This window comes from Campylobacter upsaliensis (assembly GCF_900637395.1).
Lineage (GTDB): Bacteria > Campylobacterota > Campylobacteria > Campylobacterales > Campylobacteraceae > Campylobacter_D > Campylobacter_D upsaliensis.
Map to the genome: position 1 here is coordinate 421,226 of NZ_LR134372.1, position 20,940 is coordinate 442,165.

Sequence of the window (20,940 nt, forward strand, 5' to 3'; positions counted from 1 at the left end):
CCTTTTGTTTTGAAATTTAGATTATTATACAAAAAAAACGATGAAAGGCTAGAAAAGATGATATGTCATATTGATGACTTTTTACAAAAAAGTGTGAAAAAATTCCCACAAAAAATGCTTTTTAAAGAAATGGGGGGAGTAAGTATCACTTATAAAGAATTTGATGATTTAAGTCAAAAAGTTGCAACTAAGCTTTTAAACACCTTAGCAAAAGAGCCTATTCAAAGTCCTATTTTAATCATCTTACCTAAAAGCATTAACACGCTTATTAGTTTTTTTGGCGTGGCAAAGAGTGGGAATTTTTATACACTCTTAGATGAAAAAATGCCCCTTGAAAGAATAAAAAAAATCATTAGTGTTTTAAAACCTAAGGCTTTCATCACTTCAAAAAGTTTAAATTTAAAGCTTGATTTACCTACACTTTATACAGAAGATTTTGAAAGCTATGAAAGAGATGAAGAGGCTTTAGCAAAGGCAAGATTAAGACATATTGATACAAATTTACTTTATGTCTTTTTTACAAGTGGTAGCACAGGGCTACCTAAGGGAGTAAGCATAAGTCATAAAAGTGTGATTGATTATGCTTTTTGGGTGAGTGAGGAGTTTGAGCTTGATGAAAATGAAATCATAGCTAATCAAGCGCCGCTTTATGTCGATGCGTCCTTGCCTGATATTGTTGGAAGTATCGTTAGTGGGGGTTCAATGCATCTTATCCCTAATGCCTCTTTTGCTTTTCCTGATGAAATTTTGTCTTATTTGGAAAAAGAAAAAATTACGATGATATTTTGGAAGCCCGTGATTTATAATTATTTCGCCCCCAATAAAGAAAGTTTAAAGCCTTATCCTTTAAAACATTTGAGAAAAATTTTATGCGGAGGGGATTTGCTTAGTGCTAAGACTTTAAATATTTGGCGTTCCCACCTCCCCCACACCCTCTTTGCTAATCTTTATGGACCAACTGAAATCACTGATGTGTGTTGTTTTTATAAGGTAGATAGAGAATTTAAAGATGAAGAGCTTTTACCTATAGGAAAGGCTTGTAAGAATACAGAACTTTTAGTCTTTGATGAAAATAAAAATTTGATTAATGAAGTAGGTAAAAAGGGTGAGCTTTTCGTAAGAGGGACTAGCCTTTCTTTAGGTTATTATAATGACACAGAAAAAACAAAAGCAGCCTTTATACAAAATCCTTTGCATAATAATTATTTAGATTTACTTTATAAAACAGGAGATATTGTCGCTTATAATGAATTTGGGGAATTACTTTGCTATGGAAGACTTGATAATCAAATCAAATTTAAAGGACACAGAATTGAGCTTGGTGAGATAGAAGCAGTGTTAAATTCTCACGAAAAGATTAAAAATAGTGCTTGTATCTTTAAAGATGACAAACTCATCGCCTTTTATGAGAGTGATGAGGAGTTAAATTTAAAGGCTTTTTTGAAGGATAGATTGTCAGCTTATATGCTGCCAAAGCAAAGCATTAGACTTACAAAACTCCCTTTAAATATCAATAGTAAAGTAGATAGGTTAGCCCTTTATGCGTCTGTTTGAAAAATTTTATTATGAGGGTTTTAAGCTTAGTAATAGTTTAGAAAGTTTATCTTTTTTTGAGGATGGATTTAAAGCCCAAAATATAAGAATTGAGCAAAAAGGGGAGAATTTTTTTCTTTATGATAGGCATAATTTTTTATATTATTTTGTTAGAGAGCTTAAAGATTTCAGCTTACAAAAAAGTTTTGTAAAAATTTTGAGCCAAAATTCCACTTGGCTTATGCAAAATGAAAATTTTCTTAAACTCAATGGTTTTGAAAATCTTATAAAACATAGGCAAATGCAGCTTTTAAGCCCCACATTTACTCCGCAAAATTATTTTTTCATCGAAGGGGCTAAAAGGGAGGATATGGCAGAATTGAAGGAATTTTTTTCGCAATTTTTTGACACGACTTATCTTTTTTTACTTTCTTTAAAAGAGCTGGAGGATAAATTACATCAATGCCTCATTTACAAAGAAAAGGGTAGAATTTGCGGAGGATTGATTTATTCTAGCGTTTTAAATGGCTTATATATCGACTTCATCGCAGTGCGTAGAAATTTAGCTTACAAAAATGTCGCCTTTGCTTTGTTAAATACTCTCATCAAACGCCATCCAAAAGCACAGCTAAGGCTTTTTGTAGATAGGGTTAATCAAAGGGCTATTCATTTTTACGAAAGAGCGGGTTTTACTTATGCTAAAAATGAATTTAATTTTTATATTAAAAAATGACTTTAAAATTGAGTTAATTAAGATTTGTATTAATAAGGGCTTTTATGCCCTTAATATCACATTAAAGAATATTTTAGCACTTCTTCAAATTCCTTAACGGCGATGATTTGCATATTGTCCCTTACTTCTTGTGGGATATCTTTTAAATCTCTTTCGTAGTTTTTTTCGGGAATGAGTGCTGTTGTCATTTCAGCTTTATAGGCGGCTATAAGCTTTTCTTTTAAGCCACCTATAGGTAAAACTCTTCCATTTAAGTCAAGCTCACCCGTCATCGCTATATCGTTTCGCACTCTTTTTTCGCTAAAAATAGATGCCATAGCCGTAGCCATAGTGATACCCGCACTAGGTCCATCTTTTGGAGTCGCTCCATCTGGGACATGGATGTGGAGATTATATTGCTCGTAAGGATTTGTTTTGGTATCAAGTAGGGCTTTTTTAGGAATTTTAAGCTTTCCCTCATCGATTAGAACTTTAATGACGCTAAAAGCGATTTTAGCTGACTCTTTCATCACATCGCCCAAAGAGCCTGTTAGCATTAATTCGCCTTTCCCTTTAATTTTAATCGCCTCGACTTTTAGCACATCTCCACCCACAGCCGTCCAAGCTAGTCCATTAACCTGTCCTATTTTATCTTCTCTTTCTCTTTTTTGAATTTCATAAACTTTTTTATCTAAGAAATGGTGTAAATTTTTGGCAGTAATGCTAACCTTCTTAGTTTCTTCAAGCAAAATTTGCTTAGCAGTTTTACGGCAAAGCTCGGCAATTTTACGGCGTAAAGTTCTTACACCAGATTCTCTTGTATAATCGCTAATGAGCAATTCAATCCCATCCTTACTCACACTCAATTCACTAGCTTTTAAGCCGTGTTTTTTAAGCTCATCTGGGATAAGATAATTTTTTGCAATTTGGAATTTTTCATTTGGAGTATAAGAGCTAAGTTCGATAAATTCCATTCTATCTCTTAATGGTGAGGGAATATTGCTAATATCATTTGCCGTGGCGATAAAAATAGCTTTGCTTAAATCCAAATTAAAATTAAGATAATAATCCCTAAATTTAGAGTTTTGCTCAGGGTCTAAAATTTCTAGTAAAACAGCAGATGGATCGCCTCTAAAGCTGCGGTTAAGCTTGTCTATCTCATCAAGCACGATGACAGGATTTATTTGTCCGGCTTCTATTAAGCCCTGCGTAATGCGTCCGGGCATCGCTCCTATATAAGTGCGGCGGTGTCCGCGAAGCTCATTAACATCTTCAAGCCCTCCTAAAGCTATGCGTATAAGCTCTCTTTTTAAAGCCTTTGCGACAGAATTTGCAAGAGAGGTTTTACCCACGCCAGGAGGTCCGTAAAAGCATAATATAACTTTTGCTCCGTCTCTATCATTTATCTTTCTTTTTTCTAAAAGCTCACGCACAGCAAAATATTCTTCAATGCGTCTTTTAGGCTTTTCTAAGGCGTAATGGTCGCGTTCTAGTTGTTTGATAACCTCTTTAATGCTAAGTTTTTTCTTAGAAATTTTTTCAAAAGGCACATCAAGAGCCGTTTCTATGTAGGTTTGTATCATAGAGGCTTCTGAATTGTCTTGATGAATTCTTTCAAATTTTTCAATTTGTTTTTTGATTTCTTTATAGGCATCTTCGTGCATAAAGGGCTTTTTGAGCTCTAGTTTTTTGTAGTATTCTTGAACTTCATCTTCTTTTTGTGTATCTGAGCCTAGCTCTCTTTGAATTTGTCTTAATTGCTCTTTAAGAAAATATTCCTTATTTGCCTTGTCAATTCTTAAATGTGCTTTATTTTTAATATCTTTTTGCAAGCGGTTGGTTTCAATCTCTTCTACTAATAAATCAATAAGTTTGATAAGTTTGATTTCTAAATTCGAAAGGATAAAAAATTCATAAGCGTCTTGCTTTTTCATTTTTATAGTATTTAAGATTAAATCGCAAATCCTTGAAGCATCTAAGCCCTCTTCAATAGTTCTTAATAAATCTGGAGAGAAATAATGGCTAATGCTAGAAAGAATTTTGACCTTTTCTTTGACAACATCTAAAAGGGCTTTCTTTTTTTTGGGTTCTAGTTCTTCTTCGATTATGGGTTCGATTTGAGCTTCTAGTGGTTTGTTGGAAATTCTTTTTATAATTCTCGCTTTAGAATGCCCTTGAAAAAGAATTTTAATGCGTCCATCTGGCAAAGGCACTTTTCTCATTATGCTGCCTATAACACCACAATCATAAATTTCATCAAAACTTCGACCATTTTCATATTTTGAGGGAGCAACGAAAATCATATTATCATCTCTAAGAGCTTTGTCTAAGGCACTAGAATTTTTAGAATCGTTAATGAAAATGGGTGTTATCATAAAAGGATATAAAAATAACTCATCTTCGATTAAAACGGGAAAAATTTGTTTAATAGCCACTATGTCTTCTAATTCCATCATTTCTCCTAAATTTCAACTCTTAAAATTTTTCAAATATTGCTCTATACCAAGGAAGCTCAGGCGTTATAATGCTTCTTTTAAAAAATTCTGATTGTTGCAATTTTTCTTGGTAAATTTCATAGCTTTGCTGCCTATTTGTTCTATTATACAAATCTGCTATGGTGCTGTCTAAATAAAACACTGCGATATTAAATTTTGTAAGCATAGTTTGCACTAAAGGCTTGTATTGTGTATTTGGATATTCTTTTAAAAAATTATCAATTTCTTGCTGACTTTGAAGCATTAGGGCTTGATTACGATTTGGCACGGCAAAGGCTTCAAATTTGGCTTTTATTTTAAGATAGCGTGTATAATCGACATTTTTGGAATTTCCAAATTTTTTATTATATTCATCTAAATAAAATTCGGCTAATTGGTATTCTTCTTCGTCCATATGCGCTTGAGCTAGTATGATGAGTGTAGGCTCTAGTAAAGGGTCTGCGATATGCTCACTTGCCATACCGCTATAATGTGTGTCTGCTTTTTCTAAATCTTTATCTTGCAAATCTTTAATGATTTGCGCATACCATTGCGATGGGCTAAGATTATAAAGCTCATCTTTATTTTTTGTGCTGCAAGCTGTAAAAAAAGTGATAATCAAAGATAAAATTAATAAATTCTTTTTCATCAACAAACCTTACTTAAAATAAAAGCGTAATTTTAATCAAATTTGATTAATAAGCCTTAATTTTGTAAAAAAATAAAAAATTGGAATTATTATTGCTTATTTATGTTAAAATTAAAATTATAAAACTTGAGGAGATAAAATGACTCTAGCTGTTAAATGCCCTATCTTGGGTTTTGAAGAAACTAAGAATATGGAATTTACAACCATAGATGAGATATTTGTCAGGCTTAAAAGCCTCGATGGTAAGGATTTTTCTTTTGTTCTCATCAATCCCTACCTTATACGCCCCGATTATGAATTTGACATACCGACCTATTACCAAGAATTGCTTTCGCTCACACCAGAATCCAAACAGCAGGTTTTTAACATAGTCGCTTTAGCAAAGACTATTGAAGAATCTACTGTAAATTTTCTTGCTCCCGTGGTAATTAATTTGGACAACAATACTATGGCACAAGTCATTTTAGATACGGTGAATTATCCTGATTTCTTTCAGGCAGAAAAAATTTCTAATTACATTAAAAAATAATGTCCAGCATTTATATCCTTGCAAATGGTGCTATGGCGAGTGCCTTAGCTTATGGTTTAAGAGATTTTTATGAAATTTATATAGTGGGGCGTGAAGCTCAAAAACTTGAATATTTGAAAAAAGAAGGCTTTAAAACTTTACTTTACAACGAATTTGACTTGGAAAATAAAAATGTTATCTTGGCTTTTAAGCCTTATGCTTTAAATGAAATGTCCCAAATTTTAAAGGGGGAAGCGAGGATTTTAATTTCCGTTTTGGCAAGTACTAGTTTGAAAGAATTAGAGTGTATTAGAGCTCAAAATATTGCGAGGATTATGCCAAATATCGCTGCTAAATATAAAGCCTCTACCACACCTTTTATATTAAAAAACGAGCTTTTTAAAGAAGAAATAGTCCAAATTTTAACAAGTTTTGGTAATGCTTATGAATTGAGTAGCGAAAAACAAATGCCAAGTGCTATGGCTTTAAGTGGCTGTGCGCCCGCTTTTCTTTCTTTGGTGGCTGAAGCTCTTGCAAATGGTGGTGTGTATAGAGGTTTAGATAAGGAGTTAAGTTTAAAGCTTACGCAAGGGCTTTTTGAAAGCTTTTCGACACTTTTAGCTCACGAGCACCCAGCTCTTATCAAAGAAAGTGTTTGCTCACCTGCTGGTGTGAGCATAAAAGGCGTGAAGGTGTTAGAAGAAAGGGCTATTAGAGCGGCATTTATGGAGGCTGTTTATATCAGCTCCAAATGAAAAGAGCATTTTCTTTTGTCGAGCTTGTAATTTCTATAATTATCTTGGCTTTTATTTTTAGCTCCATTTCGCTTTTTTATACACAAATCGATAAAAATAATGTAACCTTAAAGTTTTTTGAAAGGCTCTATGCCCTTGAAGCTGGGCTTTTGATGCGTTCAAGTGGTAAAGAAATTTTTGTTGTTAATGATGTGTTAAAACCCTTACGACTAAAAGAGACAATTGCAAAAGATGAAATTTTTGAATTAAAAAAAATAGAGCCTTTTGATAAAACTTATACGCAGTATTTTTACAATGAAAAAAGCTTTTAGTTTGCTTGAATTAACAATTGCTTTAGTGATTTTTTCTATTATTTTTATGCTTATATCAAAGCCTTTGAGAGAATTTTACTTATTGCATTTAAAGTCTTTGGAGCAAAATGAAGTGATTTTAAAATTAAATCAAACTCTACTCAATTTAGAAAATATCCTTTTAAAATGCGTCAATTTGGAATTTACAAGTAGAAATTTCTCCTGTTTTTTGAAAGATGATGAAAGTATTTTTGTGCTTGAAAATGGCAAGCTAAAATTAGTCAATTCAATGCTAATTTTAAAAAATAATATGGGATTTTATTCTCCAAAGAGTGATTTTTCTTATCTTTTACAAAATAAAATGGATCTTTTTAAAGATAGAGAGGGAAGTTTTTATGCCTTAAAAAATGGAAAAGTTGAGCTTTTAAATCCTGCAAATTTACAAAGTGAAGGAATTTTTTATCCTTTGAAAGCCAAAATTGAATTTAAATTTGAAGATAATGCTTTAAAATTCACGCTTAAACCTAAAATATTTAATGAAAATTTGAAGCAGGAGGCTTTATTGCTTGATTTTGTTCGAGATTTTAGCTTGAGAGAGCAAAATGGAGTTTTATGGATTAAAATCTGTGTGCAAAAAACATATTTTTCACATTGTTTAGAAAAAATGGTCTCTTTATGAAAAAAGCTTATGTTTTGCTTGGTGTCGTATTTTTAACGCTTTTTGTGGGATTTTTAATGAGTGTGGGATTAAATATTTCAAGTTATATGCCAAGATTTTTAAAAGATAATTATGCTTATACTCAAGCTCAAATTCTAAGGTCAAATGCTAAAGAACTTGCCAAATATGCTCTTTTTCAAGCTAAAAAAGAGGGATTTGAATGCTTGAATTCTATCAGCTTTTCTTATCCTAGCGTTAAAGATAAAATCCAACTTGAATATTTTTATGCCTTTGCTGAGTGCCAAAAGGGTCGTTTGATAAATGTTAATCCAGATGTAAATTTATCTAAAGACGGCGTGATTATCGTCAATATCAGTGTATTTTCAAAGCTAAATGAAGGAGTTAATGAGGAAATTTTGATTAACGAAAAACTAAGGCTAGTCGCAAAAGAAAACTTTTGGATGCCTTAGAGTGTATTTTATAATCCTTCAAAAGGATTATTGATGACATTTTTTCTATCGACTATGTAAGGGATAAGGGCTACATGTCTTGCGCGTTTTATGGCTAATTCTACCATTTCTTGATATTTCTTGCTTGTGCCTGTTAAACGGCGTGGCATAATTTTAAAGCGTTCGGATAAAGCGTGCTTTAGCATTGCTGTGTCTTTGTAGTCGATAAATTCAACCTTAGCCTCTGTATATTTGCAATATTTGCGTGAATATTTTCTTTTTTCTGCCATAATTTTTCCTTTTTAAAATGGTAAATCGCTGTCATCACTATCATAAGCATCGACATCGATTTCTCTAATTTTTTCTTGATTTTGATTGGAGGTTTTTTGCATAGGCTTTTTACTATTTTCACTGGTATAAGGATCGTAGCTTTGCGTTTCTGCATAATTGTTAGGGGTGAAATGATTTGCATTATTTTGATTATTACCTAGCATTTCCATATTTTCAACCTGAACGCTATGTTTAGAGCGATTTTGACCATTTTGATCGGTCCATTGATCAAATTTTAAACGCCCTTCAATTAAAAGCTTACTTCCTTTTGAAAGATATTGATTTGCCACCTCTGCTTGTCTGCCAAAAAAGGTAATATCAACAAAACAAGTTTCTTCGCGTTTTTCACCATTGACGCTAAATTTTCTTGTAACGGCGATAGCAGAAGAGCCGATGGCTGTTCCACTTTGCCCATAACGCATTTCTATATCTCTAGTAAGATTTCCAATCAAAACAACTTTGTTAAACATCTTTTTGCCTATTGAATTTCAGGGGCTTCTATAGGTTTAATCTCTTTTTTTGACTGCTTGATACCTTGAGAAAGTTTTTCCCAAGCGGAAATTTCTTTCTTATTTTCATATTTAACAATCAAAAATCTTATAACTTCTTCGGTAATTCTAAGCACCCTTTCAAGTTCAGCAATTAAGCTTGTAGGAGCTTTGAAATAAATAACGAAATAAGTTCCTCTTTCGTATTTTTTGATTTTATACGCGAGCTTTCTTGTTCCCATAGGCACGACAGTTTGAATTTCTGCACCATTTTTACTAAGAATTTCTTTGACAAATTCCAACTTCGTACTAACTTCTTCTTCGGTCAGCGTAGGCTTTAAAATAAATAAAACCTCATAATGTTTCATTTTTTCTCCTTGTGGATATTAAGCCCATTTTCACGGGCAAGGATTGCAAGAGCGAATTATAGCTAAATATACTTAAGCTATGTTAAATCTTTAAAAATTAATTTTGCATTAATCTTATAATGTCGTTAAAGGTCGCAAAAAGCATCAAGCTTAAAAGCAAAGCCATACCACTATAACTTAGATATTCAAAGGCTTTTTGTGGGACTTCTTTTTTAAAAATTAAACTATAAAGATTAAACAAGATATGTCCGCCATCAAGCATAGGTATAGGTAAAAGATTTAAAATTCCAAGGTTGATAGAAATTAAAGCTGTGATAAATAAAAGCCACGAAAGGCTTATTTCAGCAGCTTTTGAAGTGATATCAACCATAGTGATAATCCCGCCCAAATTTTTTGCCTCTATATCACCGGCAATGAGTTTAAAAAGCCCTTTTATAATAAGAGTAGAAGCTTTTATGCTTTCATCTAAGGCATAGCTTAAACTTTGTAAGCCTGTGTAGCTAACGCTTATTTTTTCATTACTTGGAGCTATTCCAAGTTGTAGTTTTGGCACGATTTGTCCAAATTCATTATAGCCTTGTCCAGTTTTTGGTGTGATAAGAAGATTTAAGTTTTTTTCTTCTCTTTGAATTTCGATTATTAAGGCGTTTGGAGTGAGTAGGGCGGGGATTTCATCAAAGCTTTGAATTTTGACACCATTGATACTTTTAATGGTGTCTCCTTCTAAAAGTCCTATCTCTTGTGCGGCTGAATTTGGAGCGATGAAGCCTATTTTAGCGGAAGCTTTTTCTAAGCCCAAATTTGCTATGGCGATGTAAAGTAAAAAGGCTAAGAAGAGGTTGAAAAATGGTCCAGCAAAAAGGATATAAATTTTTTGCCACGCGTGCAAGGAGCCATAGCTATCTTTGTCATAATTTCTTAAAGCAGGATTTAAATCATCTTGCCCCTTAAGCTTGACATAGCCTCCAAGTGGCAGGGCGCTTAAGCGGTATTTTGTATTTTTAAATTCTTTTTCAAAAAGAGCTTTACCAAAACCTATGCTAAAAATTTCCACTCTTACGCCTAAAGATTTTGCAGCTAAGAAATGCCCTAATTCGTGGAAAAATATCAAAAAAGAAATGACAAAAATGGTCGCTAAAAACTGCACGGAGTAAAATTTCAAGCCTAAAATTAAGATAATTAAAAGAAAAAGAAGACTTTTCATCGCTTTTTCCTATGTTTGATATAATGATAAACATATTCAAAGCCCGAGTAAAGCGTAAGTGCAAGAGCAATGTAGAGTAAAATATCACCAAAAATCCAATCAAGCATTAAAAAAATAATGGCAGTCATTTGAAAGCCAGTTTTAAGCTTGCCAGCAAATGAGGCGCTAACATCTAAATTTTCACTTACCATAACGACTCTAAAACCTGTAATAAAAAATTCACGCACTAAGATAAGGTAAATTACCCATTCATTTGCCCTATCTAAAAGCAAAAGCCCTAAAAAAGCGGCTAAGATGAGCATTTTATCTGCTAAAGGGTCTAAAATAGCACCCAATTTTGTTGTTTGTCTCCATTTTCTTGCTATAAATCCGTCAAAAAAATCACTCAAAGCCGCTAAAGAAAAAAGTAAGGTGGCAAAATAATTAATCCAGCTTTGATGCACATTTTCAAAGGGAAAGGTAAGGACAAAAAATAAAAGCGGTGCTAAAATCATTCTTAAAATAGCTAAAAGATTTGGTAAATTCATTTTTGACCTTGTTGAAAATGAGAAATTTTGCAAAAAATATTATAGAAATTTAATAAATCATCGTTAAATTTGATTAAAATTAAACGAAAATTTCGGGCTTAAGCTTCATCATAAGGCAAAAGGCGGCTAAAACGGCTTGTTTTTGTATGAAAATTCTATCTCCTTTTAGTTGCAAAAGTTCTTGGATATAAGTGCCGTCTTTAAACATCGCTCCTATATAAATATTACCCGCCTTTATGTTCTTATCTTCACCCTCAGCCACTCCGCTTAAAGCTAGGGCAAAATCGGGCTTTGCTGTTTTAAAAATCCCCTTAAGCATAAAATAAACGCAACGCTCACTATACTCTCCACCATTTTCTAAAATGCTCTCACTAATGCCTAACCATTCGTGTTTTAAGCGATTTGAATAGCTCACAATAGAACCTTCAAAAATCGCACTTATGCCTGAAATTTTACTAAGCTCACTCGCACAAAGTCCCCCTGTGCAGCTTTCTGCAAAAGAAATTTTAAGCCCTCTTTGCATTAATTTAGAAACGATAAAACGCAAAGGATCTTTACCTAAGAAGAATTTTTGAGCAAATAAATTTGAAACACTTTGCAAAAAGCCATCAAGTGTGCCACTGTGAGAATCGCTAACTTTTAGTAGGGTTAAATTATCTAAAATTTTGCTTGATTTGAGGTTGATTTTATAGCTTTTTGTTAAAGTTTCTAGTAAAAGCAAGGCACTTTCTTCATCGATTCCAAAAAGGCAAAAATACTCATAGCCTAGGTCAATTTCTCCTAAAAGTTTTGGCATAGTTTCCTGAGTGTCAATTTTTAAAAGATTGACTTTGGAGGTTTCAAATTCGCAAGCAAAGCTATTGTGAGTATAAAGAGCTTTATCTGGCACAAGATTTTGTTCTTTTAAGATAAGATTATCATCGCTTAATGTGGCTAAAATTTTCGCTACTATGGCATAATTTTGTGTGCTAGCAAAAATGGTTATAAAGTCATAATCTTGCATTAATTTTTCTAGTAAAAAAGGCAATTCTTTATCGCTTTTTGCTTGGATACGAATTTCATTAATTTCTTTAAATTTTTCTTCATAAGTTCTAAAAATATAATCTTTATAAGTAGGATGTAGGATAAGCTCATCTCCTAAAATAAAAAGCAAATGTTTCATAAAATTCCCTTTTTCTTAGAATTATAACCAAATTTAAACTTAAATGCAGTAAAATTTGAAATTTAAAAAAAACTTAGGTGCGATTATGGATTATAAAGAAACTTTACTTTTGCCTAATACAAGCTTTGCGATGAGGGCAAATTTGGCAGAATTTGAAAAAGAGCGTTTTAAAAAATGGTTTCATCAAAATTATGCTTATGAAAAAATGCGTTCAAAGCGTCAAAATGCAGCTAAAAGCTTTACCTTGCACGATGGTCCCCCTTATGCAAACGGACATATTCACATAGGACACGCTTTAAATAAAATTTTAAAAGAAACAATTATCAAACTTCATTATTTTAAGGGCGAAAAGGTGCGTTTTACGCCCGGATGGGACTGCCACGGCTTACCGATAGAACAGCAAGTTGAAATCAAGCTTGGTGAAAAAAAGAAAAATTTAAGTAAAAAAGAAATTCGTCATTTTTGTAGAGAGCACGCAAAAGAATTTGTGGATATTCAAAAAGAGGAATTTAAAAGTCTTGGTGTGATAGCGGATTGGGAAAAGCCCTATTTAACTATGGATTATGCTTTTGAAGCGGAAATTTACCGCACTCTTTGTGGGGTGGCTAAAAAGGGACTTTTGGTGGAACGCTCCAAGCCTGTATTTTGGAGCTGGGCGGCAAGGTCAGCTTTAGCGGAAGCGGAAGTGGAATATCAAGATAAGGAAGATTATTCTACCTTTGTGGCTTTTGATTTGGGCGAGGAGGCTTTAAAAAGACTGGGAGTGCAAAAGGCTAGGGCGGTTATTTGGACGACTACGCCTTGGACTTTAGTGGCAAATCAAGCCATAGCCTTAAATCCTAATGAGCTTTATGTTTTGACAAAAGAAGGGCTTATTTTTGCAAAAGCCTTGCTTAAAAATATGACGGAGCTTCATTTCACTAAGGGCGAAATTGATAAAGAATTTGAGGCTAGAATTTTAGAAAAAAGCACAGCGATTAACCCTCTTAATCGTAGAAATTCCTTATTTATCTTAGGTGAGCATGTCTTAATGGATGGAGGTACAGGGCTTGTGCATACGGCACCAGGACACGGCGAAGATGATTATTATGTGTGTTTAAAATATAATATTGAAGTGTTGATGCCTGTTGATGAGGCGGGTTTGTATGATGAGACTTTAAGGATTAAGAAACTTTTACCAGAAGAGCTTTTGAGTGAATTTATAGGGCTTCATATCTTTAAAGCAAATGAAAGAATTTTAGATCTTTTGGGAAATAATCTTATCCACGCTTCAAAATTTACGCACTCTTATCCTTTTTGCTGGAGGACGCATAAGCCTGTGATTTACCGTGCGACCAAACAATGGTTCATTGCTATGGACGAATTAAGGCTTGAGGGTGAAAGTTTAAGAGCTAGGACGAAAGAAGAGCTTTTAAAAACGCGGTTTTATCCAGAAAATGGAGTTAAAAGAATAGGTTCTATGGTGGAAAATCGCCCCGATTGGTGCATTTCAAGACAAAGAGACTGGGGGACTCCGATAGCTTTTTTTAGGGATAAGATGAGCGGGGAAGTGATTTTTGATGATGAAATTTTGGAATTTATTGCAAAGATTTTTGAAAAAAGGGGTGCTGATGTTTGGTGGGAGCTTGACATTAGTGAGCTTTTACCTCCTAATTCTAAATACAAGCCTCAAAATTTAGAAAAAGTTTATGATATTTTAGATGTATGGTTTGATAGCGGTAGCACTTGGAAGGCTGTTTTAGACGGCGTTAAATTTGACGCGGGAGAAAAGATAGCTAATATGTATTTAGAAGGAAGCGACCAGCATAGAGGCTGGTTTCAAAGCTCTTTGCTTTTAAGTGTGGCTTTAAGAGGGTGTGCTCCTTATAAAAATGTTCTTACGCACGGATTTACCATAGATGAAAAAGGGCAGAAAATGAGTAAGTCCAAAGGTAATACCATAGCACCTGATTATGTCGCTAAAACTTATGGGGTGGAGATTTTAAGATTATGGGTATTTTTGAGCGATTATTCTACAGATTTAAAAATCTCTGAAAATATTCTTAAGCAAGTCAGTGAACAATACCGAAAAATTCGCAATACTATAAGATTTTTACTTGCTAACACTAATGATTTGGATAATATGCAAGATGCTGATTTCTCCTTTATTGATAAGTGGATTTTAACAAGGGCTAGTCGTGTTTTTAAAACGAGCGAAGAGGCGTTTTTAAATTATGAATTTGCTAAGGGCTTTAACGCTTTGCTTAATTTTTTAATCGCCGATTTGAGTGGAATTTATTTAGATATTAGCAAAGATAGGCTTTATTGTGAGGCTAAAACAAGTCTTAAGCGTAAAAGTTCGCAAATTGCTATGGCTTTGATAGCCAAAAAGCTTTTAAGCCTTCTAGCACCTTTTTTAACTTATAGTGTTGATGAGGCGTTAGAGCACGCCAATGTTTGCATTAAAAATGATGCTTTAGATGTTTTTGATTTGAATTTTAATGAAAAATTTGATTTTGAATTTGAAGTGGAAGATGAATTTTTGCTTAAAGTTAGAGAAGGCTTTTTTGAAAATATCGACAAACTTAAAAAAGATAAGTTGATAAAATCGACCCTTGAATTAATTTTACAAACAAATTCAAACCAGATCAATTCCCTACCAAATAACGAGATGAAAGACTGGTTTATGGTAAGTGGGCTTGAAAATTTAGACCATAGTGAAAAACTTTGTGAATTCAAAGTGGAAAATGAAAGTTTTGCTATTGTAAAAGCAAGGCTTAACAAATGCGAAAGATGTTGGAAATTTGAAGCGGTTGAGGACATTTGCCCTCGTTGTGCTGGAGTTTTAAATGTTTGAAAATCCTGTGCCAAATGAATTGCTAATTAGCACCATAGTCGCCGTGCTTTTATTAAGTGCTTTGGCTGTGGTTTTGATTAAGAAAAAAGGATAAAAATGATCACTTTAAAAGAAGCGTTAAAATACTCTAAAAATGAGCTTGAGGCTTTAAAAAAAGAGCTTAATGAAAGGGCTAAAAAACAAAGACAAATCGGTGCTTATGTGGAGCAATTTTTAGATTGCGATTTAAATAGCTCAGGGCAGGGCATACCTGTGGCTATTAAAGATAATATCAGCGTTAAAGACTGGGAGCTAACTTGCGGAAGTAAGATTTTGCAAGGATATGTCGCTCCTTATGATGCTACTGCCATTGTAAATTTGAAAAAAAACGGCTTTTCTCCTTTTGGACGCGCAAATATGGACGAATTTGCTATGGGAAGCTCGACCGCGACTTCTTTTTATGGTAGAACCTTAAATCCTCTTGATTTTTCGCGTGTTCCGGGTGGCTCAAGTGGTGGTAGTGCGGCAGCTGTGGCAGCAAATTTGGCTTTGGCAAGTTTGGGAAGTGATACGGGTGGCTCGGTAAGACAGCCTGCGGCTTTTTGTGGATGTGTGGGCTTTAAGCCAAGTTATGGCAGAGTGAGTCGTTATGGACTTGCTGCTTATTCTTCAAGCTTAGACCAAATCGGCGTTTTAACACAAAATGTCGAAGATGCAGCCTTGCTTTATGATGCTATTGCAGGACACGATGAAAAGGATAGCACGAGTGCAAATGTGAGCTTTGAGCCTACGAGTGATAAGCTAAATGCAAATGTCAAGCTTAAAATCGCCGTGATAGAAAATTACATTAACGCCGCTAGTGAGGAAGTTAAAAACACTCTTTTAAAAAGCATAGAGGCTTTAAAAGCACACGGACACGAGATTGTTTATAGAACTTTGCAAGATTATGAATTTGACATCGCGGCTTATTATATCATCGCTACGGCGGAAGCAAGTGCAAATTTAAGTCGTTATGATGGGGTGCGTTATGGAAGACGCAGTGAGCATTGTGAAAATTTAAAAGATCTTTACATTAATACCAGAAGCGAGGGTTTTGGAGAGGAGGTTAAGCGCAGAATTTTGCTTGGGACCTTTGTTTTGAGTAGTGGCTATTATGATGCTTATTATATCAAAGCACAAAAGGCTAGGGCTTACATCAAGGCTAAATATGAGGAAATTTTGCAAGATTGTGATTTGATTTTTATGCCTGTTACGCCGACTACCGCTTTTGTTTTTGATACGCAAAAAAGCCCTATGCAAAGCTATTTGGAAGATATTTACACTATCTCTGTGAATTTAGCAGGACTTGGGGGCATTAGTGTGCCTGTGGGTAAGGATAAGGACGGACTTAATATCTCCGCCCAGCTAATTTGTGGAGCGTATGATGAGCAAACCTTACTCAACGGTGCTTTAAATTTGGAAAAAATTGTAAAGGAGTAAAGTATGAAGATAGTTGGACGCGCTTTGACCTTTGAAGATGTTTTGTTAAGACCTTGTTATTCTGAAATTTTACCTAAAGAGGTGCAAATTCATACGCAATTAACTAAAAATATCAAGCTCAATATGCCCTTAATTTCGGCAGCTATGGATACCGTTACAGAGCATAGAGCTGCCATTATGATGGCTAGGCTTGGGGGGCTTGGCATTATCCATAAAAATATGGATATTAAAGCTCAAGTGAGAGAGGTTAAGAGAGTGAAAAAAAGTGAAAGTGGGGTGATTATAGATCCTATTTTCATCGCACCAAATGCTAGCATTTATGAGGCTTTAGAATTAATGGCAGAGTATAGAATTTCAGGTGTTCCTGTCGTTGATGAAGAGAGAAAATTGCTAGGAATTTTAACAAATCGCGATTTAAGATTTGAAAGCAATTTTAATAATAGAGTCGAAAATGTAATGACAAAAGCCCCACTCATCACCGCTCCAAAAGGCTGCACTTTAGATGATGCAGAGAAAATTTTTAGCACAAATAAGGTCGAAAAGCTTCCTATAGTCGATGAAAACAATCATCTCGTAGGGCTTATTACCATTAAAGATCTAAAAAAGCGTAAAGAATACCCAGACGCAAATAAAGACAGCTTCGGTCGCCTAAGAGTAGGTGCGGCAATTGGGGTTCATCAAATGGAAAGGGTGGATGCTTTAGTTGGAACCGATGTTGATGTAATCGTTCTTGATTCAGCACACGGACACTCGCGAGGTATTATAGAAAGCGTAAAGGCGATTAAAGCGAAATATCCTAAACTTGAAATCATCGCAGGTAATGTCGCCACAGCAGGAGCTACAAAGGCTTTATGTGAAGCAGGAGCAGATGCTGTTAAAGTCGGCATTGGACCGGGGAGTATTTGCACCACGCGTATTGTTTCAGGTGTGGGTGTGCCGCAAATTTCAGCCATTGATGAGTGTGCTTTGGAGGCGGATAAATTTGGCGTTCCTGTGATAGCTGATGGGGGGATTAAATATTCAGGCGATATAGCAAAAGCCCTTGCCGCAGGAGCTAGTTCGGTGATGATAGGCTCACTTCTTGCTGGCACAGATGAGAGTCCGGGAGAGCTTTTTACCTATCAAGGAAGGCAGTATAAAGCTTACCGCGGTATGGGTTCTTTAGGTGCTATGCAAAAGGGTAGTTCGGATCGCTATTTTCAGCAAGGAACAGCACAAGATAAACTCGTGCCTGAGGGCATTGAGGGGCGTGTGCCTTATGTGGGAAGCATTAAAAATGTGATTCATCAACTTTTAGGCGGACTTCGCTCATCTATGGGTTATGTGGGGGCTAAGGATATTTTAGATTTTAGAGAGAGGGCTGAATTTGTGGAGATCACAAGTGCTGGGCTTAAAGAAAGCCATGTGCATGATGTTACTATTACGCACGAAGCGCCGAATTATAAGGTTAATTCGTGAGTTTTGAAGCAAATTTGAAAAAGGCAAATGAAGCCTTAACTCAGCTTAATGAGGAAGAATTAAGCCTAGAAGAGAGTGTGAAAATTTATAAAATAGGGCTTGAAAGCATAGAAAAAGCAAGACTTGAGCTTGAAAAAGCAAAATTAGAGGTGGAGAAAATTGATGAATAAAATCGCCGCTTTGCAGTTTCCTACCCTTTCTTTGAGTGAATCAAGGCTTGATTATTATTTAAAAGCTGCGAAAGAAAGCGGAGCAAATTTGGTCGTTTTGGGAGAATATGTTTTAAATAGTTTTTTTAGTGAGCTTTTGACTATGCCAAAATCGATGATTAAAGAGCAAAGCGAAGCAAAAAAAAAGAGTCTTGAAAATTTAGCCAAAAAACACGAGCTTGAAATCATTGCTCCTTTTGTAAGTGTCGAAACAAAGGGTTTTAGGAAAGTTTGCCTTAAGGTTTCTCCCAGTGTGGTTAAAAGCTATGAGCAGCAAATTTTAATGCCTTACACACACTGGAATGAGGCGAAATTTTTTATCAATAAAACCGATAAAATCAAGCTTTTTAGCTTCACTTATGAGAAATTAAAATGCGCTTTGCTTTTTGGCTTTGAGACACATTTTGATTTATTTTGGCAAGAAATTCGTGCCAAAAAAATTGACCTTGTTATCGTGCCTAGTGCTTGCACTTTTGGGAGTCAAAAAAGATGGGAGGAGCTTTTAAAAACAAGGGCTTTTTTAAATCAAGTTAGCATTTTAAGAGTGAACCGCATAGGTAGTGCTAAACATAGCGAGGAGTGGAAATTTTATGGAGATAGCTTTTTTATCGATGCTTTTGGCGAGATGAAAGATAGGCTTGGTGAGGAAGAAGAAATGCTTATCGCTCAGCCACAAAGTGCCAATGAAGCTAGGAAAATTTGGACTTTTGATAAGATTATTAAAGATTATGAAAATGAACGAAATTTTAAGTAAAAATTTAAATGCTTTAAGAAATGATAAGCTTAAAAATAAACTTTTAGCCTTTATTAATGGGGGGGGGGGGGGGTGAGTTTAGGCGTTTTAGCATAGATGAGAATTTAAATATTTTTGATAAACAAAATCAAGTTTTGATGTATGAGGATATGGGTGCCGAGCTTGACTTTGTGGAAAACGCTATATTATCACAGACAAAGCGTTATCCTTTTATTTTCATCTATGGTATAGGAAATGCTCTGCTTTTAAAAAGGCTTTGTAAGGCACATTACCAGCATATTTTCGTGCTTGAAGGGAATTTGGAATTATTAATTTTAGCTTTGAGTAAGGTAGATTTGGGCGGGGAGCTAAATTTGGGCGGGATACATTTGCTAGATAGCGAAGATCCTTTTGCGGAATTTGAGCTTTCTTTTTATTTTAACAATCCCTTAATTTTAGAGCTTCACTCTCTTTACGGACTTTTTATACAAAATAGCTATTATGAGAAATTTTTTCATCAGCAAATGTTAAATGCCGATTTGCTTTGCCGTAAAGTAATTAATAATGTCTTAAATTCTAAGGCTGTAAGCACACCTGAGGCTATTTTTAAAACCTATAAAAATTTTCTTTTCAATGCTAAAACTATGCTTTATAATCCTCCTTTTCAAAGACTACTTTCACAAAGAAAAAAGAGTTTTAAAAACGCCATTGTCGTTTCTGCTGGACCATCACTTAGTGCAAATTTAGCTCTACTTAAAAAATATGAGGAAAATTTTGTCATTTTTTGTGTCGATGGGGCTTATTCTGTGCTTTGTGAAAATAATATTACGCCCGATTATGTGATAAATAATGATTATGACAGCCTTGCTTTGAAATTTTTTGAAGCAGACATTAAAGAAAGGACCATGTTTTTATGCTCTTCTTGTTCTGCTTTTGAGGTAGTAGAACGGCTTAAAAGATGTCATTTATGTGTAATTTTTGACCTTGAAGAATCCGAGAAATTGAATTTTTTAGATGATTTTGGCTATGTAAAATCTGAACTTTTTATTTCTTATTTTGCATATTGTATCGCTATGAAGCTTGGCTTTGAAAATGTCATTATGCTAGGGCAGGATTTAGCCCTTTCAAAAGAAGGAAATTCCCACACCGATGGCTTTAGTCTTGGGGTGCGAGTTGAAGCGGATATTTATGAAGAGTATTTTGAGGTAGAAGGTTTTGGTGGTAAGGTGCTAACCCATCCTGTGTGGAATATTTACCGCATTCATTTAGAAGGCTTTATCGCTAATCACGCTCATTTGGCTACCTTTTATAATGTTTCTCAAACAGGTGCTAGGATACATAATGCTGTGGAGTTAAGCTTTAAAGAATGTTGTGAAAAATTTGCCACAGATTTAAAACCTCATTTTGAGCCACCTGAAACCTTAGCTTTTAATGAAATTCAAAAACTTTTTGACAAATTTATCTTTTTTGTTAAAGAAAATATTAAGGCTTGCGAAGAAGTCGATATGGAGGCTTTAGCTCTACAAAACGCTCTTATTAGCATTTTAAACTCAAATAAAGATTTGCCTTTAGAATTTTTACAAAAAGTGGATTTAAATATAAGAAAATTTAATGCCATTGTTGCCAATAATTCATCAATGCAAGATTGGAAATTGTGGCACTGTATCATTAAAAGAGGCGATTTAATCGCTGAGGTTTATAAGAAAAATATTATTGATGAAAAAGAATTTTTACTTCATATTATGGTTGCTTTTGTAAAATGGTTAGAGTTTTTTAGGGAAAATTTAAAGATTAAAAAAGACTTATTGGAAGAATTTTTAAGTCGAAAAGTGTAAAATTTTTATTTTTTGCCCAACTTTAACCTCCCCTTAAGCTTTCTTTACTATAATTTCATTTCTTTATTGTTTTTAACTCAGCTTTAAGCCTCATTAAAAACCTAAAAAGTCTTGTTCTTTAACATCGATATTGTTATTCAAATCTTATAGTCAATCTTTGAAATCTAAATAAGTGACGATTGAGCCACACTTTATAAATAAAGTGAAATAAACATTAAAAGTTTTAGATTAAAACTTCATAGCACTAAAGATATTAAGGAAACTTATATAGATTGCTTTTAGCAATCTTATCTTTAGTATTCTT

Annotated in this window: 21 protein-coding genes; 13 read left to right on the forward strand and 8 right to left on the reverse strand. The window is 34.2% G+C overall.

The window, feature by feature from the left end; all coding sequences use genetic code 11:
* Positions 1 to 57 precede the first annotated feature (57 nt).
* The gene (locus tag EL158_RS02125) at positions 58 to 1,554 is read left to right on the forward strand and encodes an amino acid adenylation domain-containing protein (RefSeq protein WP_126361635.1); all 1,497 of its coding nucleotides are present in this window, start codon (positions 58 to 60) and stop codon (positions 1,552 to 1,554) included.
* Complete coding sequence (locus EL158_RS02130) at positions 1,541 to 2,266, forward strand: GNAT family N-acetyltransferase (protein WP_027304761.1); 726 nt, start codon at positions 1,541 to 1,543, stop codon at positions 2,264 to 2,266. Before EL158_RS02125 ends, EL158_RS02130 begins: the two co-directional genes overlap by 14 nt.
* A gap of 56 nt (positions 2,267 to 2,322) precedes the next feature.
* Here the strand turns inward: EL158_RS02130 and lon are convergent, their stop codons facing one another.
* Together lon and EL158_RS02140 are read right to left on the reverse strand one after the other, a co-directional pair.
* Positions 2,323 to 4,698 (reverse strand): endopeptidase La, encoded by a 2,376-nt coding sequence (gene lon, locus EL158_RS02135; protein WP_027304760.1) that lies wholly within the window; start codon positions 4,696 to 4,698, stop codon positions 2,323 to 2,325.
* Between the two features lie 22 nt (positions 4,699 to 4,720).
* The gene (locus EL158_RS02140; protein ID WP_027304759.1) at positions 4,721 to 5,368 is read right to left on the reverse strand and encodes an outer membrane protein assembly factor BamD; all 648 of its coding nucleotides are present in this window, start codon (positions 5,366 to 5,368) and stop codon (positions 4,721 to 4,723) included.
* A gap of 139 nt (positions 5,369 to 5,507) precedes the next feature.
* Here EL158_RS02140 and fliW point away from each other — a divergent pair, with 139 nt between their 5' ends.
* Genes fliW through EL158_RS02165 form a run of 5 tightly spaced genes read left to right on the forward strand, consistent with a single transcriptional unit; the run spans position 5,508 to position 8,049 of the window.
* Positions 5,508 to 5,897: a flagellar assembly protein FliW gene (fliW, locus tag EL158_RS02145; RefSeq protein WP_004276902.1), complete on the forward strand. Its 390-nt coding sequence runs from the start codon at positions 5,508 to 5,510 to the stop codon at positions 5,895 to 5,897.
* Positions 5,897 to 6,631 carry a pyrroline-5-carboxylate reductase gene (locus tag EL158_RS02150; protein ID WP_034956206.1) on the forward strand — a complete coding sequence of 245 codons (735 nt, stop codon included), beginning with the start codon at positions 5,897 to 5,899 and terminating at the stop codon, positions 6,629 to 6,631. The genes fliW and EL158_RS02150 overlap by 1 nt, the downstream gene beginning before the upstream one ends.
* The gene (locus tag EL158_RS02155) at positions 6,628 to 6,942 is read left to right on the forward strand and encodes a type II secretion system protein (RefSeq protein ID WP_004276904.1); all 315 of its coding nucleotides are present in this window, start codon (positions 6,628 to 6,630) and stop codon (positions 6,940 to 6,942) included. Before EL158_RS02150 ends, EL158_RS02155 begins: the two co-directional genes overlap by 4 nt.
* Positions 6,926 to 7,600 (forward strand): PulJ/GspJ family protein, encoded by a 675-nt coding sequence (locus tag EL158_RS02160; protein ID WP_027304757.1) that lies wholly within the window; start codon positions 6,926 to 6,928, stop codon positions 7,598 to 7,600. The genes EL158_RS02155 and EL158_RS02160 overlap by 17 nt, the downstream gene beginning before the upstream one ends.
* On the forward strand, positions 7,597 to 8,049 hold the full coding sequence (locus EL158_RS02165; RefSeq protein ID WP_004276906.1) for a hypothetical protein: 453 nt from the start codon (positions 7,597 to 7,599) through the stop codon (positions 8,047 to 8,049). The genes EL158_RS02160 and EL158_RS02165 overlap by 4 nt, the downstream gene beginning before the upstream one ends.
* Before the next feature lie 8 nt (positions 8,050 to 8,057).
* On the opposite strand, the gene rpsR is transcribed toward EL158_RS02165, so the two are convergent.
* From rpsR to EL158_RS02195, 6 genes are all read right to left on the reverse strand, one after another.
* Complete coding sequence (gene rpsR, locus EL158_RS02170) at positions 8,058 to 8,318, reverse strand: 30S ribosomal protein S18 (protein WP_004274960.1); 261 nt, start codon at positions 8,316 to 8,318, stop codon at positions 8,058 to 8,060.
* Between the two features lie 12 nt (positions 8,319 to 8,330).
* Entirely contained in the window at positions 8,331 to 8,828 is a 498-nt protein-coding gene (locus EL158_RS02175) for a single-stranded DNA-binding protein (RefSeq protein WP_004276907.1), read from the reverse strand.
* A gap of 8 nt (positions 8,829 to 8,836) precedes the next feature.
* On the reverse strand, positions 8,837 to 9,214 hold the full coding sequence (gene rpsF / locus EL158_RS02180; protein WP_027304756.1) for a 30S ribosomal protein S6: 378 nt from the start codon (positions 9,212 to 9,214) through the stop codon (positions 8,837 to 8,839).
* A 97-nt stretch (positions 9,215 to 9,311) separates the two neighbouring features.
* Positions 9,312 to 10,418, reverse strand: a complete 1,107-nt coding sequence (gene rseP / locus EL158_RS02185) for an RIP metalloprotease RseP (protein ID WP_027304755.1) — start codon at positions 10,416 to 10,418, stop codon at positions 9,312 to 9,314.
* Entirely contained in the window at positions 10,415 to 10,945 is a 531-nt protein-coding gene (pgsA, locus tag EL158_RS02190) for a CDP-diacylglycerol--glycerol-3-phosphate 3-phosphatidyltransferase (protein ID WP_027304754.1), read from the reverse strand. Before pgsA ends, rseP begins: the two co-directional genes overlap by 4 nt.
* A 79-nt stretch (positions 10,946 to 11,024) precedes the next feature.
* Complete coding sequence (locus EL158_RS02195; protein ID WP_027304753.1) at positions 11,025 to 12,107, reverse strand: CinA family protein; 1,083 nt, start codon at positions 12,105 to 12,107, stop codon at positions 11,025 to 11,027.
* Between the two features lie 85 nt (positions 12,108 to 12,192).
* Here EL158_RS02195 and ileS point away from each other — a divergent pair, with 85 nt between their 5' ends.
* The 6 genes from ileS to EL158_RS02225 all read left to right on the forward strand — a co-directional run bounded on the left by ileS (position 12,193) and on the right by EL158_RS02225 (position 20,636).
* A complete protein-coding gene (ileS, locus tag EL158_RS02200; protein WP_027304752.1) occupies positions 12,193 to 14,943 on the forward strand; it encodes an isoleucine--tRNA ligase in 2,751 nt (916 codons plus the stop codon).
* A gap of 96 nt (positions 14,944 to 15,039) precedes the next feature.
* A complete protein-coding gene (gatA, locus tag EL158_RS02205) occupies positions 15,040 to 16,401 on the forward strand; it encodes an Asp-tRNA(Asn)/Glu-tRNA(Gln) amidotransferase subunit GatA (protein WP_027304751.1) in 1,362 nt (453 codons plus the stop codon).
* A gap of 3 nt (positions 16,402 to 16,404) precedes the next feature.
* Positions 16,405 to 17,859, forward strand: coding sequence for an IMP dehydrogenase (guaB, locus tag EL158_RS02210; RefSeq protein WP_027304750.1), 1,455 nt, complete (start codon positions 16,405 to 16,407; stop codon positions 17,857 to 17,859).
* A complete protein-coding gene (xseB, locus tag EL158_RS02215) occupies positions 17,856 to 18,029 on the forward strand; it encodes an exodeoxyribonuclease VII small subunit (protein WP_004276915.1) in 174 nt (57 codons plus the stop codon). Before guaB ends, xseB begins: the two co-directional genes overlap by 4 nt.
* On the forward strand, positions 18,022 to 18,822 hold the full coding sequence (locus tag EL158_RS02220; RefSeq protein ID WP_027304749.1) for a carbon-nitrogen hydrolase family protein: 801 nt from the start codon (positions 18,022 to 18,024) through the stop codon (positions 18,820 to 18,822). The genes xseB and EL158_RS02220 overlap by 8 nt, the downstream gene beginning before the upstream one ends.
* Positions 18,823 to 18,878: 56 nt before the next feature.
* Complete coding sequence (locus tag EL158_RS02225) at positions 18,879 to 20,636, forward strand: motility associated factor glycosyltransferase family protein (protein WP_232008214.1); 1,758 nt, start codon at positions 18,879 to 18,881, stop codon at positions 20,634 to 20,636.
* Positions 20,637 to 20,940: the final 304 nt, after the last annotated feature.